The 15,442-nt window shown below is 41.6% G+C and carries 23 protein-coding genes; 16 read left to right on the top strand and 7 right to left on the bottom strand.

Annotated features, from left to right (window positions below; all coding sequences use genetic code 11):
- The first annotated feature begins 16 nt into the window (after positions 1 to 16).
- From MHZ92_RS05955 to MHZ92_RS05935, 5 genes are all read left to right on the top strand, one after another.
- Complete coding sequence (locus MHZ92_RS05955; protein WP_239430667.1) at positions 17 to 808, top strand: dioxygenase family protein; 792 nt, start codon at positions 17 to 19, stop codon at positions 806 to 808.
- 445 nt (positions 809 to 1,253) lie between these two features.
- The gene (locus tag MHZ92_RS05950; protein ID WP_239430666.1) at positions 1,254 to 1,544 is read left to right on the top strand and encodes a YciI family protein; all 291 of its coding nucleotides are present in this window, start codon (positions 1,254 to 1,256) and stop codon (positions 1,542 to 1,544) included.
- A gap of 82 nt (positions 1,545 to 1,626) precedes the next feature.
- Complete coding sequence (locus MHZ92_RS05945; RefSeq protein WP_239430665.1) at positions 1,627 to 1,950, top strand: ArsR/SmtB family transcription factor; 324 nt, start codon at positions 1,627 to 1,629, stop codon at positions 1,948 to 1,950.
- Positions 1,934 to 2,632: an SRPBCC domain-containing protein gene (locus MHZ92_RS05940; protein ID WP_239430664.1), complete on the top strand. Its 699-nt coding sequence runs from the start codon at positions 1,934 to 1,936 to the stop codon at positions 2,630 to 2,632. Before MHZ92_RS05945 ends, MHZ92_RS05940 begins: the two co-directional genes overlap by 17 nt.
- A 29-nt stretch (positions 2,633 to 2,661) precedes the next feature.
- Positions 2,662 to 3,189, top strand: coding sequence for an HAD-IIIA family hydrolase (locus MHZ92_RS05935; RefSeq protein WP_239430663.1), 528 nt, complete (start codon positions 2,662 to 2,664; stop codon positions 3,187 to 3,189).
- A 129-nt stretch (positions 3,190 to 3,318) separates the two neighbouring features.
- Here the strand turns inward: MHZ92_RS05935 and MHZ92_RS05930 are convergent, their stop codons facing one another.
- From MHZ92_RS05930 to MHZ92_RS05910, 5 genes are all read right to left on the bottom strand, one after another.
- On the bottom strand, positions 3,319 to 3,735 hold the full coding sequence (locus tag MHZ92_RS05930) for a VOC family protein (RefSeq protein WP_239430662.1): 417 nt from the start codon (positions 3,733 to 3,735) through the stop codon (positions 3,319 to 3,321).
- Between the two features lie 49 nt (positions 3,736 to 3,784).
- A complete protein-coding gene (locus MHZ92_RS05925) occupies positions 3,785 to 4,147 on the bottom strand; it encodes a VOC family protein (RefSeq protein WP_239430661.1) in 363 nt (120 codons plus the stop codon).
- A gap of 56 nt (positions 4,148 to 4,203) precedes the next feature.
- Positions 4,204 to 4,857: an RNA polymerase sigma factor gene (locus MHZ92_RS05920; RefSeq protein ID WP_239430660.1), complete on the bottom strand. Its 654-nt coding sequence runs from the start codon at positions 4,855 to 4,857 to the stop codon at positions 4,204 to 4,206.
- 51 nt (positions 4,858 to 4,908) lie between these two features.
- Positions 4,909 to 5,658 (bottom strand): class I SAM-dependent methyltransferase, encoded by a 750-nt coding sequence (locus tag MHZ92_RS05915; RefSeq protein ID WP_239430659.1) that lies wholly within the window; start codon positions 5,656 to 5,658, stop codon positions 4,909 to 4,911.
- A gap of 164 nt (positions 5,659 to 5,822) precedes the next feature.
- On the bottom strand, positions 5,823 to 6,194 hold the full coding sequence (locus MHZ92_RS05910) for a hypothetical protein (protein WP_239430658.1): 372 nt from the start codon (positions 6,192 to 6,194) through the stop codon (positions 5,823 to 5,825).
- 127 nt (positions 6,195 to 6,321) lie between these two features.
- On the opposite strand from MHZ92_RS05910, the gene MHZ92_RS05905 reads away from it, so the two are divergent.
- The 11 genes from MHZ92_RS05905 (at position 6,322) to MHZ92_RS05855 (ending at position 14,676) form a co-directional block, all read left to right on the top strand.
- Positions 6,322 to 6,828: a GNAT family N-acetyltransferase gene (locus MHZ92_RS05905; protein WP_239430657.1), complete on the top strand. Its 507-nt coding sequence runs from the start codon at positions 6,322 to 6,324 to the stop codon at positions 6,826 to 6,828.
- Positions 6,829 to 7,695 (top strand): phosphotransferase, encoded by an 867-nt coding sequence (locus MHZ92_RS05900; RefSeq protein ID WP_239430656.1) that lies wholly within the window; start codon positions 6,829 to 6,831, stop codon positions 7,693 to 7,695.
- Positions 7,692 to 8,201, top strand: a complete 510-nt coding sequence (locus MHZ92_RS05895) for a phosphoribosylanthranilate isomerase (RefSeq protein ID WP_239430655.1) — start codon at positions 7,692 to 7,694, stop codon at positions 8,199 to 8,201. Before MHZ92_RS05900 ends, MHZ92_RS05895 begins: the two co-directional genes overlap by 4 nt.
- A gap of 290 nt (positions 8,202 to 8,491) precedes the next feature.
- Positions 8,492 to 9,472: a phosphotransferase enzyme family protein gene (locus MHZ92_RS05890; protein WP_239430654.1), complete on the top strand. Its 981-nt coding sequence runs from the start codon at positions 8,492 to 8,494 to the stop codon at positions 9,470 to 9,472.
- Positions 9,472 to 10,005, top strand: coding sequence for a DinB family protein (locus tag MHZ92_RS05885; protein ID WP_239430653.1), 534 nt, complete (start codon positions 9,472 to 9,474; stop codon positions 10,003 to 10,005). Before MHZ92_RS05890 ends, MHZ92_RS05885 begins: the two co-directional genes overlap by 1 nt.
- A 72-nt stretch (positions 10,006 to 10,077) precedes the next feature.
- Positions 10,078 to 10,638, top strand: a complete 561-nt coding sequence (locus tag MHZ92_RS05880; RefSeq protein WP_239430652.1) for a GrpB family protein — start codon at positions 10,078 to 10,080, stop codon at positions 10,636 to 10,638.
- The gene (locus MHZ92_RS05875; RefSeq protein WP_239430651.1) at positions 10,628 to 11,908 is read left to right on the top strand and encodes an acyl-CoA thioesterase/bile acid-CoA:amino acid N-acyltransferase family protein; all 1,281 of its coding nucleotides are present in this window, start codon (positions 10,628 to 10,630) and stop codon (positions 11,906 to 11,908) included. Before MHZ92_RS05880 ends, MHZ92_RS05875 begins: the two co-directional genes overlap by 11 nt.
- Positions 11,908 to 12,423, top strand: coding sequence for a hypothetical protein (locus MHZ92_RS05870; RefSeq protein ID WP_239430650.1), 516 nt, complete (start codon positions 11,908 to 11,910; stop codon positions 12,421 to 12,423). The genes MHZ92_RS05875 and MHZ92_RS05870 overlap by 1 nt, the downstream gene beginning before the upstream one ends.
- Complete coding sequence (locus MHZ92_RS05865; RefSeq protein WP_239430649.1) at positions 12,423 to 12,767, top strand: DUF6176 family protein; 345 nt, start codon at positions 12,423 to 12,425, stop codon at positions 12,765 to 12,767. Before MHZ92_RS05870 ends, MHZ92_RS05865 begins: the two co-directional genes overlap by 1 nt.
- A gap of 166 nt (positions 12,768 to 12,933) precedes the next feature.
- The gene (locus MHZ92_RS05860) at positions 12,934 to 13,818 is read left to right on the top strand and encodes a serine/threonine protein kinase (RefSeq protein ID WP_239430648.1); all 885 of its coding nucleotides are present in this window, start codon (positions 12,934 to 12,936) and stop codon (positions 13,816 to 13,818) included.
- 96 nt (positions 13,819 to 13,914) lie between these two features.
- Entirely contained in the window at positions 13,915 to 14,676 is a 762-nt protein-coding gene (locus tag MHZ92_RS05855; protein WP_239430647.1) for a class I SAM-dependent methyltransferase, read from the top strand.
- Between the two features lie 43 nt (positions 14,677 to 14,719).
- Here the strand turns inward: MHZ92_RS05855 and MHZ92_RS05850 are convergent, their stop codons facing one another.
- Complete coding sequence (locus MHZ92_RS05850) at positions 14,720 to 14,896, bottom strand: hypothetical protein (RefSeq protein ID WP_239430646.1); 177 nt, start codon at positions 14,894 to 14,896, stop codon at positions 14,720 to 14,722.
- Between the two features lie 17 nt (positions 14,897 to 14,913).
- The gene (locus MHZ92_RS05845) at positions 14,914 to 15,396 is read right to left on the bottom strand and encodes an SRPBCC family protein (RefSeq protein WP_239430645.1); all 483 of its coding nucleotides are present in this window, start codon (positions 15,394 to 15,396) and stop codon (positions 14,914 to 14,916) included.
- Between the last annotated feature and the right edge of the window lie 46 nt (positions 15,397 to 15,442).

The following is a 15,442-nucleotide window of genomic DNA, read 5'->3' as shown; positions in this document are numbered from 1 at the left end:
TTGAAAGGATGAAGTGATGAATCAAAAAGTGGTGGATGTTTACAATGGGTTGGTCATCAAATTCAAGGAATTAATTCGGGAGCATGAGCTCGATCATAATGACTACCAGGCGCTCGTCAATTGGGCGGACGAACTCGGTAAGGCGGGCGAAATTCCGCTGTTCATGGATGTATTCTTCGAAACGCATGCGCTTCAAGAAATGTATAAAAATGTAGAGGGGACAGAGCCGACAATCCTCGGGCCGTTCTATCTTCCAAACGCGGCTGAAATCGAAAATCCAGGTGTCATGCCGATGCGCGATGACGAGCCGGGCGACGTGTTTTTCTTTAGCGGCACGGTCACAGATGTAGATGGCAACCCGCTGGCGAATACGAAAGTGGACATTTGGCAGGCAGATGCGAATGGCCAGTACTCCGGATTTGCGGAAGGCATTCCAGCCGAAAACTTGCGTGCGGTACTGTTCACGGACGAAAATGGAAAGTTCGAAGTGCAAACGATCGTCCCGGGCGACTACTCAATCCCGACAGACGGCCCGACAGGCAAATTCCTGACATGGATCGACTCCCATCCATTCCGGCCGGCCCATCTCCATTTCCTATTTAGGCCGCAAAATGGCGATCCGTTGATCTCCCAAGTATTTTTCGAGGGCAACCAATACTTGGACAACGATGTTGCCAATGGCGTCCGCGGCACTCTTATTACGAAGTTGGAGAAGCACGATGGAGCGGAGAAAGGGTTGGAGACCGACTTCTACACAGCCCATTTAGATTTCAAGCTGCGCCTACAGGATAAGCCTGTTTATAGTTAATAGATTGAAAGGCGATGCACACAGCGGGGGTGGCTGTGTGCATTGTTTTTGATTGGTGAAGGGCATTTGGCACGAGTTGGCATACAGTGTGTAGCCACGATCATCGTTGCGCGGGCTATATTTTGCTAAATAGATGTTGATGTTGGGCCAAATGCCTTTGACAAACTAAGAATTGCCGTGTGTTGGGAAGTCTAAATGGACGAACGGTGATAAACAAGTCTAAGTGGTGATAAATTGCCTCTGAGTGGTGATAAACACTGTCTAAGTGGTGATAAAGTGCTGCTGAGCGGTGATAAACTCTTGCTAAGTGGTAATAAACCGGGGCGGAGCGGTGATAACCGATTTCCACACCCGTCCTGTTTCCTCTTTTTATCATTTCGCACGCGAGGTATTGTCCAAGGTGATGTCGAAGTAGAATGATAACGAATGAAGAGGGGGTACTTGTATGAAAGTTGTCATTCATTTCACGACAGGGAAAGCATGGAAAGAAGGAAAGCCACATTGGGAGCAAGGGCTTGTCCCGCATCGGGAGTATGTGAGGGAAGAAGCGTTGGCAAAAGGGATTTTGATTGCGGGTGGGCCGTTCATGGATCATACAGGGGGATTGATCATTCTAGAAGTCGATAGCTTGGAAGAGGCCCAGCACTTTGCTGACAATGATCCAGCGGTAATTGAGGAGAAATTCGAAGCAACCATCTATCCGTGGGAGCCATTGGAAGGAATTTTTAATCAATAGTCTGATTTTTGTTGACATTCAGATGTGCGATTTGCTATGTTTTACTTATAACCAAATGGTTATATGATATGGAGGCTTTGACATGACGGATATTTATCGGGCAATTGCAGACCCCACTCGAAGAAAAATACTAACTTTATTGTCTCGGAATGAATATACGCAGTCCGAATTGGTTGATCGATTTACCATTTCACAGCCTGCAGTGAAAAAACATCTTGAGATTTTAGTGGAAGAGGACTTGGTAGCGGAGAGGAAAGAGGGGAGGTATCGTGTTTACAGTTTAAAAAGGGACAATTTCAAGCATCAGTACGAAAAGCTCCAGCAGGAAATCGGAAGCGTATTGGACAATAAGTTGATGAATTTGAAAAAGTATTTGGAGGGAGAAAGCGATGGAGAAAGTCATTGATTCAGTGAAACGGGAGATTTTTGTGAATGTGTCACCTGAAAAGGTGTGGAAAGCGCTGACGGTACCGGAAGAACGAAATCGTTGGGAAACGCGGAATTGCGAGCTTGATATTCGTGTTGGCGGAAAAGTTAGCCTTGATTATGGTTGGGGCGTCAGCTATGTCGGCACGATTATTGAGCTAGAGGAAAATCAGAAGCTTGTCCTTAAAGGCAAAGACGAGGGACTAACCACTTGGACGATTACACCGCAAGATGGCGGATCTGTTGTGGCAATTGAATATACGGGCATGTGGTTGGGCGATTTTGAAATGATGCAAGCGGACAATATGGCGTTCGGCACGTATCAATTCATGAGGAACTTGAAAAATGTTTATGAAGGGAAAGAAGATTTGCGCTCACGTTTTTGGAGAAGCTGGATTGGCGTTCTACATCGGACGAATCCGGGCGATATTTCTGGGGCAAAAGTTGTTAAAATCCAACCAAATACGCCTGCTGATGGGTTAATTGCAGTCGGTGACATCGTAACGAATGTTAATGGAACCAAAACTGCCTCCTATGATGAATTGGAAATCATCGTTTCAGAAACAGAGCCTAACCAAAAGATTACGTTGAATGTAATAAGGGATGGCCAACAGCTTGAGGTGGAGTTGAGGACTGTTCCTTATGGGCAAACGACGCAGTGAGTAATGGAAGTTCTGAAAGGGTGTGCCTAATGGATAAGTTGCAGGCAGTTTTTATAGACCGAGACGGAACAATAGGCGGAACTGGACATTTTATTCATCCGAAAGAATTCACTCCCTATCCTTTTAGCAAAGAAGCTCTTGATCTTTTGAAAGAAAACGGAATTAAGACATTCGCTTGTACAAATCAGCACCGGATTAGCAAAGGTGAGGCGAGCATCGAGGACTTTTACGATGAATTCATGGCGTTTGGTTTTGATGATGCCTTCATATGCTCACACGGCTCCTCGGAAGGATGCGAATGCCGTAAACCAAGCTCGGGTCTACTTCGAGAAGCTGCGGAAAAACATGGATTAGATCTTTCGAAAACGGCATTTATCGGCGATGTTGGGTCGACAGATATGTTGGCGGCTCACGCAGTTGGCGCGAAGAAAGTTTTAGTTTTGACTGGGTGGGGCGAAAGTTCTTTAACTCAGTTTAGGCATACATGGGCAGACGTAGAGCCTGATTATATTGCGGAAAATTTGTTGAAGGCGGTAAAATTGCTGCTTCAACAGTGAAAAGCACCCTAACCTCCGGGTGCTTTTAGTTTTGTATATTTTCGTTCCAATTAACAACCCTAAAGTGACTAAAGTAAAGTTGTTTATTTCAACAAGTGAGTCTTTGAAGTAGTCCTCAGTTAGATAGGTTTACTCAATTCCATACTTTTCTTTGAAAACAGGGCTTAACTCGCTCCATACATCAAACTTATTTCCATCTATATCAAAGAACACAAAATTGTTGCCAGCATGTCCCCGATCCTCAATGTCCCCTACGGAGACTCCTTTTGATTTTAGAGATGAATGAAGCTCCTGTAACTGATCAAGTCCATTTACTTCAAAAGTCATTAAAAAATGTTCATTGCCGTAATGGTCAAGAAATCCAGAACGCTCTCCTTCTTTAGCTTTCACACAAAAGAAGCTTTGATTGGCAAGGTCAAGTATAGCCTTATCATTATTTCGAAAGTTCTCTACCGCCCCTAACATCTCCTGATACCAATCTGAAGCTATTTTAGGATCTGCAACAGGAACGTACGTAGTTCCTACTCTTTGTAGTAGTGTATTCATTTTTTATTTCCCCTTTAAATTTGTATGCAATATCATTCGTTTGAATTTCTTAAAATGTAACAATTCCTAATCCATTCCCGTCGGGATCAAACAAATCAAAAAATCTCATCCCATCCCCACCATGGATATCACTTACCCTATTTCCCTGTTTGGTTAAGTATGAATGAAAACCATCTACATCATCGCAGTAAAAGTTGAACGCAATATGATTACGTTCTGGCATTTTATCAACCTTATATAAAGTTAATGCAGTTTTCAATTCCCCTTTTTCATCAAAGCGAAAGCCAACATAGTCTCCATCACTGCTTCGGTACACTACTTTAAATGGGAAAGTGTTCATATACCATTTCTCAGATTTTTCAATATCCGTTACTGGGACGAAGACACTATCAATTCTTTTAACAGATTTCATAAAATCACCTCCTTGCCTAAATAACGAAAATAAGGGTTAAAAGGATACGAATGAGTTTAAATTTTTTCCCTTATTGAAAAAATGTTCCCTTCTGGGTCATGTAGTTCGAAAGTGAAATACTGGTCATCATTACTGATTTTCACTCCCCTTGATACAAGAAGATGATAGGTGGTAACAACACTTCTAAAATCATTACTTCTTAATCCAGTCAATAAACGGTTAAGGAGAGAATGTATAGGTTCATCATTATTCATTTGAGCATTTTTCATTTTCGCTAAAGTTGTTCTACCTCGATTTAAAGCAGCTTTTACACCACCAGTGGTCATATGTAACATTCTGGCAATATCCTTCGAACTGTAGCAGAAGTATTCTGTTAGAACGATGACGGCAGTCTGTTTGAATGGTAGAAGAGCTAACAGTATCTCCATTGACTCAATTAAACTGTTATCTACAGTCGACAAAATCTGTTTAGTATCCTCACCTACAACCTCTCTTCTTTTTTTCCGCAGAGTATCTCGCCATTGGTTAGTTGCTGTTTTTAAGAGGTAACCCTTCGGATTGGGGTGATTGGTTAGGTTTGAAGAACGTTTCATAATGTTCATGAGAGTATCCTGATACAAATCATCGCCATCCCAAGGATTCCCGGTTATCATGTAACAATATCTTTTTAAATCTGGTAAGTGGCAATCGAATAGATGATTTACTTGCATTACTTACACTCCTAATTAGATAGTGTCTTTTTATGACACACGTTAATTCGATTATTCTTTCCTTCTACACTTAATAATCAACGTCGTCGGCATCATCTTCGCCTTCTCATACGAATACCATCGATTCGCATGTCTTTCCCGATCCTCATCCGTCAATGAAACATCCTCAATAACTTTTTCGATTTGGAATCCACATTCAATCAATGTATTGATATATGTACCTACTCTGTACTGCTGCATGATCGCAGGCGCATGCCAAGCTACGTGATCATAGGCACCTTCTTCGTGGTAGGTTTTATTGAAATGAAGCTCTTCACCTACCAAGCTAGCCCGACTGTGCAACGGGTGCTCCCAGCTAAAAACGAAAATGCCACCCGGTTTCAAATAGTCGTGGACGTTTGTTAGCGTTTGACGCAAATCGGTCGTCCAACCTAACGCGAAAATGGAATAGACAATATCGAAGTATGAAAGAGGCAGTCCGGGATTTTCCTCCATTGGCGATTCAAATAAATGAACTGGGGCTTTGCTGTCTATCAGCAACTCTTTCGCCGTTTCAATCTGTGTCTTTGAAAGGTCCACACCCCATAGTTCCGCGGCACTCCGAGAATCCATATATTGCAAGGAATGTCCGCTTCCGCAACCAATATCCAATACCTTCATGCCATCTACATCGCCAAGTAAATTCAAATCCTCTTCCCGAGGCGCAAGCGGCCCATATTCCGGCAACGGATTCCGCCCAAAAAACCGTGGCGCCACCTCATCCCAACTTTTTTTGTTCAACAATAGTGATTCATTTCCCATGTTCATCCCTCCAAAAAACGATATGGGAATATACATTCGACAATGAAGACAGGTTTTCCTTTATTTGAAATAAAGGATTTGTGTTCTGCTGCGTAAAAATAAAAAATACAGCCGCTCGCCGGTACATTACCGACAAATGGCTGTAGGTTGTTAGAACACTTCCATTACGCTGTTTTTCGCGCATGTACACTTGTACTTACCTTTCTCCATCGTGTTATCAATTCAATTATTGTAATCATTAACACTAACCAAAAGAAAATATTATCAAAAGAAATTCCAACGGATGATTTCCCCTTAAATATAGTAAAAACAAATATTAACAAAACGAGGTAAATAGTTAGGAATAATTGAGATATAACCTGTTTCTTTTCCTTTGAGTGTTTCGTAGATTTACCCAGCTTATAATGGCTTAAACAATATGTTAAAAAAACAATAATAGCAATTCCTAAAACAGCTGTTTCTCCCTCAGGAAAAAAGTCTTTATAGAGTAAGAATGACAAAGTAAACAATAGTAGAGCCAAGGCAACCTTTTTCACTGATAAACCTCCTTGGTACATTTTCTTTTATCTATCCATTCAACAATGAAGACAGTTTCCCCTTCATTTGAAATAAAGGAATTTGCACTTTGAAAGGAGAATTGATAAATGTAAAGGAGGGGATAGGGTGAATACATATGAGATACGAAAGGCAACTGAGCAGGAAACTTCTACTGTCATTGCTTTATTAAAAGATGTTGCTATTTGGCTACAAAGCAATGACATCGACCAATGGGGATTTTTATTAAAGGGTGGGGAAGATGAGGAAATACGGCAAGCGATCATAGATAACGCCACATATGTAGCTTGTCAGAATGATGAAATCCTTGCTACTTTTACGCTCTACTCACAGCAAAGTGAATGGGATCAGCATATTTGGGGACAGGAAGATATTTCGGACGTTCTCTATCTTCATCGGGTGGCTGTGCGCCCTGAATATATGAAAAATGGGATAGGAAAGGACACCTTGAGTTGGATAGATGAAAACGTATCTAAAACAATCAGGCTTGATTGCGTTGCGCATAATTCGAAGTTATGTGCGTACTACGAAAAGAATGGATTCTCATTGATTGGGACGACAGCGGATGGACATTGTAAATTCCAGAAGATCCATAGGGAAGGAAACGGTAACTAAATGAATGAAACAATTATTGATTTGCAAAACAAAGGAATGATCGGGAACCAAGCGGAAATCAAGCAGCTGACGAGCGGAACAACCGATGGCCGCGTGTATGAAGTTTTAGAAAGTGGCAGTCCTTCTAGCATTTTAAAGTACGATTACCCGATTGCTATTGGGATGGCCGAACGATTTTTAAGTACTTATAAAGACATTGGGCTGTTGCCTGATATTTATTATGTAGATTCGGAAAAGAGATTTTTCCTTTATGAATATTTTGAAGGAACAACTCACGTCAATCGTGGAATGAAAGCAGATTGGATGAAGGTTCTCGTGGAAAGGCTGTTCAATCTTTATCAAAAATACGATCCGCAAGCACCATGGGGTCGATTAGGGGGAACCCCGCGGCAAACGTGGGTTGAGTTCAACAGAATAAGCTTGGAATATGCTTATGAAAATGTCGGGGATCTGTTGCCGCATGAGGATTATGTACGAATGAAAAAAATCGTCGAACGACTCGCGGAGTATGAGCGACAAGAGGAAAAGCATTTGCTCCATGGTGATACAGGCGTCCATAACTTTGTGTTCCATCAGAATCAACTAACGGGGGTGATTGACCCGGATCCTTTGGTCGGACCTGTAATCTATGATTTTACATATGCGTTCTGTTCGTCTCCGGATGATTTGAATATGGAGACATTGCTTAATTCATTTGCCTTATTGAAGAATGTGGAAATGGATCACGATCGCTTAATCGAAGAGGTCGTATTTCAGTTGTATACGCGAATTGGAATATGTAAGAAAGCGCACCCGCATGATTTAGAGGAGTATTTGGATGCATGGGAATACTGGAAACGACAATTGAGTGAAGGAGTACAAGTATGAGTTCGAATGAAAAGTTCAGTGTATTTCTGCAAATTGCAAAGGAATTAAATGCAATCAATATTATTCCTTTACTAATGGGATCGGTTGGGTTGGAAATTGTCACGAAAAGAAATTGGGATGCAAGTGATTTGGATATCCATGTCCCTGGAGATAGCAGGGGGTGGGAAGCACCTGCAGAGACAGCATTACATAATTGGCAAGATATCATGTCAATCATGGAGCAACTTGGATACGAATTAATCGATTTACATGAACATGAATTTAGAAAGAACGACATTTCCGTTGAGTTCGGTATTGTTGATACACTCCCGGATTTTGCAGGTATTCAATTGAACGAGCTGGAAGTGCATTCGACTGAGGGTATAGAGTATTATTTACTATCAGCTGAACAATACTTGGCGGTTTATGAAGCTTCCTCTAAAGATAGTTACAGGGCAGAAAATAATAATTTCAAGGATCTTGAGAAAATCAAATATTTGAAGGGGATATGTGGTGCATTGCAATAAGGTGTTAAATTTCGAAAAATCCATTTACTATTATCTGAATGAATAGTAGAATGTGAGTAGTTGGGAAATTTTTTATTAAAAGGAAGGTGATATCATGAATCGGTTAAAAAATTCATACGAGAACAATAAGATTCACGATGTCCAATTATGTACCTTCCTTTGATGATGAGATATGACTGTCATTCATCCAAGACTATCGTAAATCGATAGTCTTTTTTTCATCCGCGGAGGGCTGGTTAATGGACTCGTTATCCTAACGTCTTTGTTCTTGCAATAGGAGGAAAAGAAAGATGATGAAGTTGTCCATTATGAGAGACTTTCTTGAGTCGGATGCAAGTGAGGTCCTCGTTCATAGTCTGTTAGAAAACTGGGGATTTGAACAGGATTCCGTCCAGTTTTTGAGGGCTAGCAGTAATTTCGTTTTTGTATTTGAAAGAAACGGTGAAAAACACATATTAAGGTTGACGCCAAACGGTGACCGTAATCAGTTGTTGGAGGAAGTTTCGTTCTTGACTTTCCTCGCAAGGAACAACGTCAGCCTGAACGTACCTATCCTGTCGAAGAATGGCAATATGGTTGAGGAAACGAATAGCGAATTAGGTATTTTCCAGGCTGTTGTTTTCCGCTTTCTATCGGGGGCGCAATATGAAATTGAAGAACTATCGGAAAGGCATTTTTTCTTATGGGGAGAAGCTTTAGGGAATCTCCACAATTGCTCAAAGCAGTTTGTAAAAAAGAACAGTGTGCAGAATGATCTTGTTCAACAACTTGCCGAGTTGGATGGCTATTTGCCTCAATGTGAAAGCTTGGCGCGCGAGGAGCTTGAATCAATAAAGACTTGGTTAAAAACACTAGAAATCAATAAAGACAATTATGGAGTCATTCATTATGACTTTGAATTGGATAATCTGATTTGGGACGGCGACAATGTCCAAATGATCGATTTTGAAAGCAGTATGGGACATTGGTACACAGCAGATATTGCATTTGCATTACGAGATTTATTCAATGACAATGTTGATTTCTCAAGCAACTCTTTTCAAACCTTTCTTAAAGGTTATCGAAGTAAAGTGAACGTAACAGATAAAGAACTCAATGCCATTCCTATGTTTTTAAGGCTCCATAACTTGATTACCTTTACCGGCCTGCTTCGTACAGTGGATGTTGAAAAAGACGTGAATCATCCACAGTGGATTGAAGGATTACGTAAGAAGCTGGAGTTGAAAATTGATGATTATAGAGACGGATTCAAACAAAGGGGGAACTCATAATGGGGAATCAGGGATTATTTTTAATCGATCAAAAAGAGGGCTTAAGCTTGGAGTTTAGCAAGTTGGCATCCATGATGAAATATACAAGGTTGACAACATTGGCCGAAGTAAGAGATTTAACCGTGGATGAATTGGATTTCCTCATTAACGACGAGGCCAACTCGATTGGTATGTTGCTCGCCCATATGGTGTCGATTGAAAAAGCATATCAAATCGAGACATTTGAAGATCGTGATTTCACGGAAGAGGATATTCGCATGCTGAACCCAGCACTGGAACTTGGCGAGGCAGCACGCGAACAAATTAAAGGGAATCCAATTGAATACTACCTCGAAGAGCTAGAACAAACGAGGAAGAAGACACTTGACACATTCCAGACATTGCCTGATTCATGGTTATTCGAACAAGCCCCATACTGGGGAGGGCAGCCTATGAATAAATACTTCAAATGGTTTCATGTGATGGAAGATGAATTGAATCACCGCGGGCAAATTCGGGTGATTAAGAAATTGATGGGTGTTTCGGAAAAATAAGTACGAGAACAATGGAGGGGCTAACAATTATGCAATCGGTTAGCCCTTTTTGCGTGAGGATGGAGGTACGTTATGCGGAAAGTAGTAGTGACGCCTTATTCGGAAAGATGGGGTCTTGAATTTGAAGCGGAAGCAAAGGGATTGCGCGAAGTTCTTGGATTGGAATTAATCGAAATCCACCATATCGGCAGCACATCGGTAAGAGGATTATCTGCAAAACTCATTATTGACATCATGCCTATCGTGAAAGATATTTCACAAATCGATCTGTACAACGGTGAAATGGCTGAGATTGGGTATGAGGCAAAAGGCGAGAATGGCATTGCAGGACGCCGGTACTTCCAAAAAGGTGGGGACGAGCGGACGCATCATGTACATATTTACGAAAAGGGTTCATCGGAAATCGAGCGTCATCTTGCATTTCGTGACTTCCTTCGAGCGCATCCTAAGAAGGCGAAAGTGTATGGGGATTTGAAAGAGAAGCTAGCGCTGCAGTTTCCTTATGATATTGATTCGTACATAAAAGGTAAGGAACAGCTTGCATCGCAGATTGAACAGGAAGCGGTCAATTGGTATCGGAAAGTGATGAAAAGGGGATGGGATGATGAAGGGGACGCCTCAATTGCAGATTGAAATGGAATCGTCATTGATTGACCGGGCGGTTGGTATCCGGGTGACAGGACTAAGTAGCGGACAGAAGGTGACGGTTAGATTTCAACGGAAATCGTATGGGGGGAAAACGATTTACTTTATGGAATCTCACGGGACATTCATATCGGATTCGAAAGGAATCGTCGACCTTCAGGAAGTTGCTCCTGTTGAAGGTACATATGAAGGTGTCGATAGGATGGGCCTGTTTTGGTCGATGCAGGTTACGCGTACGGAAGAATACTCAGAGGTGGTAACTACTAAACTACATCCTCAATCCTTAACAATCTTGCTCGAACGTGATGGAGAGGTGATTGACACAAAAGTCATTACACGCAAGTGGGTCGCCGATGAGATAACGAGGACGCCGGTGAATGAGCAAGGCGTGGTGGGAACATTTTTTCATGCAGCCAATTCATCTCCACGACCTACAATCATTGTTGTCGGGGGTTCTGAAGGAGGAATCTATGAGTTTCCGGCTTCTTTATTAGTCTCCCACGGGTTTAACGTACTCGCTTTAGGTTATTGGGGACAAGACCCTCTCCCGAAACAACTCGTTGAAATACCTCTTGAGTATATAGAAGGGGCAATTCATTGGCTGAAGGCCCGACCAGATGTCGCCAAGGGGTGGCTCGGAATGCATGGAACGTCCAAAGGCGGGGAACTTGCTTTAGTAGTAGCTACTCACTTTAAAGACATTACAGCAGTCGTTTCGTTAAGCGGTTCACCCGTCGTCTGTTGCGGCATTGTTCCGTGGACAGACCAAAAAGAATTGCCTCCTTCCTGGACTTACAAAGGGAAAGCAATCCCTTATGCACGCCCGGACAATTCCGTTGAAATTTCGAATAGATGCCTTGCAATGCGGAAAGCGGGGGAGAATCCGCTTCGTATTTGGTATGACTATCTAACTTGCGATCCTCAAATAACAGAACAGGCGACCATTCCGGTTGAAAAGATAAATGGACCGGTATTATTGATTTCCGGAACGGATGACGCCTGTTTTGATTCGGTTCAGTTGAATGAAATGGCAATGGAGAGGCTTCGGCAGTCTAAATTTGAGCATGAATTCAAGCATTTAATATACGAAGGGGCAGGGCATGAAGTGGGAATCCCATTCATTCCTGTAGCTGCCAATCAATTTACCGGCGGAACTAAATATGATACTGCCCAAGCGAGTAAAGATTCCTGGCAAAAGACGATTGATTTCTTTTGGAGGAGTGTTTCAAACCACGACAGAATAAGGATTGAAGGCTAATGAAAATCTTCATCATGGGCATCGTCGCAAGTGGGAAAACGACATACGCGAAGCAATTGTCGAAGCAAATGGATCTGCCTTTTGTTGAATTGGATGGGGTTGTCTATCATAACGTTGATGGCGTTCGTATTAAGCGGACGCCTGATGAACAAGTGCAGATCATTCGCCAAATGGATGCAAAGGGAAGCTGGATTGCGGAAGGAGTGTACCGTCCGTCTTATCACCTCCTTTTGGACTTGGCAGACATCATCATTTGGCTCGATCCACCTTTGTGGAAACGGAAATTCCGGATCTTGAGCAGACATGTGAAGCAAGTGATCGGTGTGGAAGAATGTGCGTATGTACCGGATCTGCAGATGCTTCGCAATATGTATAACTGGACGAAGCGGTTTGAAGGGGAACGGGAAGAGCTGGACGGGCTTCTTCAACCTTATTTGAATAAATTAATAGTCGTGAAGAATGAACCAGCTAAGAATCAAATGCTTATTAGTAGAGTTTTAGGAGGAAACGAATGATGAATATAGAATTAACAAGATTCCGAGTAAAGAAAGGCAAGTCGGAGCGCGTTGATGAGTGGCTAACGTTTTTGAAAGATAATATAAAGGACGTTCTCGTAACCTTAGAGGGTGAAAAAATGTATGTCGAAACGATCTTCAGGGAGCATCTTAACGGTGAGGAGTTTTTGTATTGGTATTCAGTACAAGGTGAAGGTGGACAAGAAGTAGAGCAATCCGAGCATTGGATCGACAAGAAACATTTAGAGTTCTGGGATGAATGTATCGATGAAACGTTTACGCCAGTTGATTTAAAAACAGAAGTTGTGATGATACCTGAAAAGGTGAAAAGTGTGATGAGCTAACGCCTGTTTAGATGTATTACATAGTATGATTATTATTATTGAGATTTTAAAGGAGGCGTTGTGTTATGAAAATGACAAAAGAGCTTAGTGGGGTTTTATTCATCTAAAGGGAGAGCGTATTATTGCCCCCAAAACCTACGTGATCCCTATTATAGGAGAATCATAATTGGAGAATATAACGGAAAAGAATTTAGTTACGATTACAATTGATGAAGTCAGTTTTCATTTACAAGAGCACCATAACTTTTTATGGCTAAAAAAATTGGGCAATGTTTTTTGTGTGTTTGATCAACAAGACTCTGGCAATATTAGCTTTGGCATCGAGAATAACGGGGAAAAGTTTTTTGTGAAATTTGCTGGAGCTAAACCTGAAGACTTTTCTGGCGATCCAGCAGATGCAATTAACCGATTGATAAAAGCCATTCCCGTTTATAAGCAGTTGGAGCATCCGTATTTAATTAGGCTGATAGATCATTTTGCCATCGAGAATGGTAATGCGGCAGTATTTGAGTGGTTTGAAGGTGAATGTCTGCATTCTCATTGGTCTTTTGGCGGGAAGGCAAAGTACACAAATCCCAAATCTCCTTATTACCGGTTTAGGAATCTCGATGTTGAAAAAAGATTGGAAGCTTTAGACAAAATCTTTTCATTTCATGTTTTTGTAGAATCACAAGGATTTGTTGCTGTTGATTTTTATGATGGAAGCATACTGTATGACTTCTTGAAAGATGAAACAAGAATATGTGATATAGATTTTTATCGCAAATCACCTTCAGTGAATGATTTGGGCGAAAATTTCTGGGGTGCAGATCAATCAAAGTCCCCTGAAGAATACGAACTTGGAGCCCCTATAGATTCTAGAACGAACGTGTTTAACATGGGAGCCATAGCATTTGGGCTATTAGGCGGTGAAAGGGATCATTCATTTTCTAAGTGGGAAGCTAATAAAACCCTATATGAGGTGGCAATTAAAGCTGTCAAAAAAAATCGTGATAAACGATACCCGACAATTAATAAATTTTATGAAGAATGGAAGGCTGCTTTACAATAATAGACCTAGATGGGCGATTCTTCAGGAGGAATCGACTTATTATCGGTTTAGACAAATATATACTAGTAACCAACAGTAAAGAAAAGAGATGAATGTATGAAAAACGAGCAAAATCTCGAGAAATACGTAGACCCTGAAATGTACGATCATTTGTATGAAGGTTATCAGAAGGATCTAAGCATTATATTAAAGTGGGCAAAGCCGCATCAAACGATTCTCGAGTTAGCTTGCGGAACAGGCAGACTAACAATCCCGATGGCACAGCGGGGATTCGAAATAATCGGTGTAGACCTACATGAAGGCATGTTGGCACGTGCGAGGCAAAAAGCTGAGGAGCAAGGGGTGACGATTGAATTTATTCAACAAGATTGCACGCAATTGAACATCCCTGTGAAAAGTTCGGTAGCTTTTATGACAGGCAACTCCTTTCAACATTTTTTAACGAATGAAGCGCAGGACGCTTTAATGCAATCTATCCGAAAGCATTTGGAAGCCGGGGGCATTTTCATTTTCGATACTCGAAATCCGGTTTTGAATGAGCTTGCGGTTGTTGATGAGTATGAGGAGAAATACCTTGATAAAAACGGGGATCAGGTGATAGAAAGCCATCGCGATGTGTACGACCATTTGACACAGATCTTGGATTCCCAAACACAGCGTCAAATTTATCGGGATGGCGTGTTAATCGCAGAGGAGCAAGATGGCATTTCCCTCCGCTATTCTTTCCCGCAGGAAATGGAACGATTATTAGCCGCAAATGGGTTTGAAATTGTGCAAGTCTACGGTGATTGGGATGAGAATGAGTTGCAGGCAGATAGTGTTTCTATGGTATATGTGTGTAGAGTGAGCCCTGTATAAGGAGCAGCCATGTCTGAATGTAAACACAGACATGGCTTTTTTATTAGCCTTTGTATTTATCTCTCTCAGCAGTCTCCCGATGATTCGGTGTCATCGGCTCATGATTCGTTTGAAGATTGCCAAGCTCAGCTAATTCCATCGAGATTTCTTCTTTTACTTCCCTGCGGTTTCCCGGCGTTTTTGGATTTGAATATAAATTGCTATGTGCACCTTGTTTCATTATGAAAACCTCCCATATTAATTTGTATTTGCAATCTTAATATGGTCTGGATTACTTTCAGCTATCCTTTTTAATTCATTCGCTCGATCTACAATGAAATTCGTCATATACTTTTCTAAAAACAATCGGTCAGCTATTTTTCCTATGACGCCGAAGGGAGATTTATACGAAAAGGTATCTTTCATTATTGTTCCCGTGCCGCTTTCAACGAATTCATGTGTGTGCGTAAAAGAGTGGAAGGCTCCTTTTACCATGACATCAGTGAATTTGTGAGGTCGATCCATCTTCATTATCTTCGCGGTCAATCTTTGTCTTACTCCAAGATGGACCGCTTCCCAAGTAACAGTATCACCGTTTTCCATGAGTCCAGTCGTCACGCCGGCGATGGCTCTTTCATTGGTTTTTGCCGTTGTTTCCGTATGGACATCTACATCTCTGGCAAGGTCAAAACAGATATGGATAGGTGCATTAATGTGAATTTCGTGTTCGATGATTGGCATAATCTTACCCTTTCAAAAATCGGAATTTGAATGCACTTCCAATTTA

Origin of the sequence: Sporosarcina sp. ACRSL (assembly GCF_022346605.1) — a bacterium.
In the GTDB taxonomy this organism is placed as follows: Bacteria; Bacillota; Bacilli; order Bacillales_A; family Planococcaceae; genus Sporosarcina.
The sequence above is the reverse complement of the archived record's forward strand: the minus strand, read 5'-3'. Positions and strand labels throughout refer to the sequence as shown.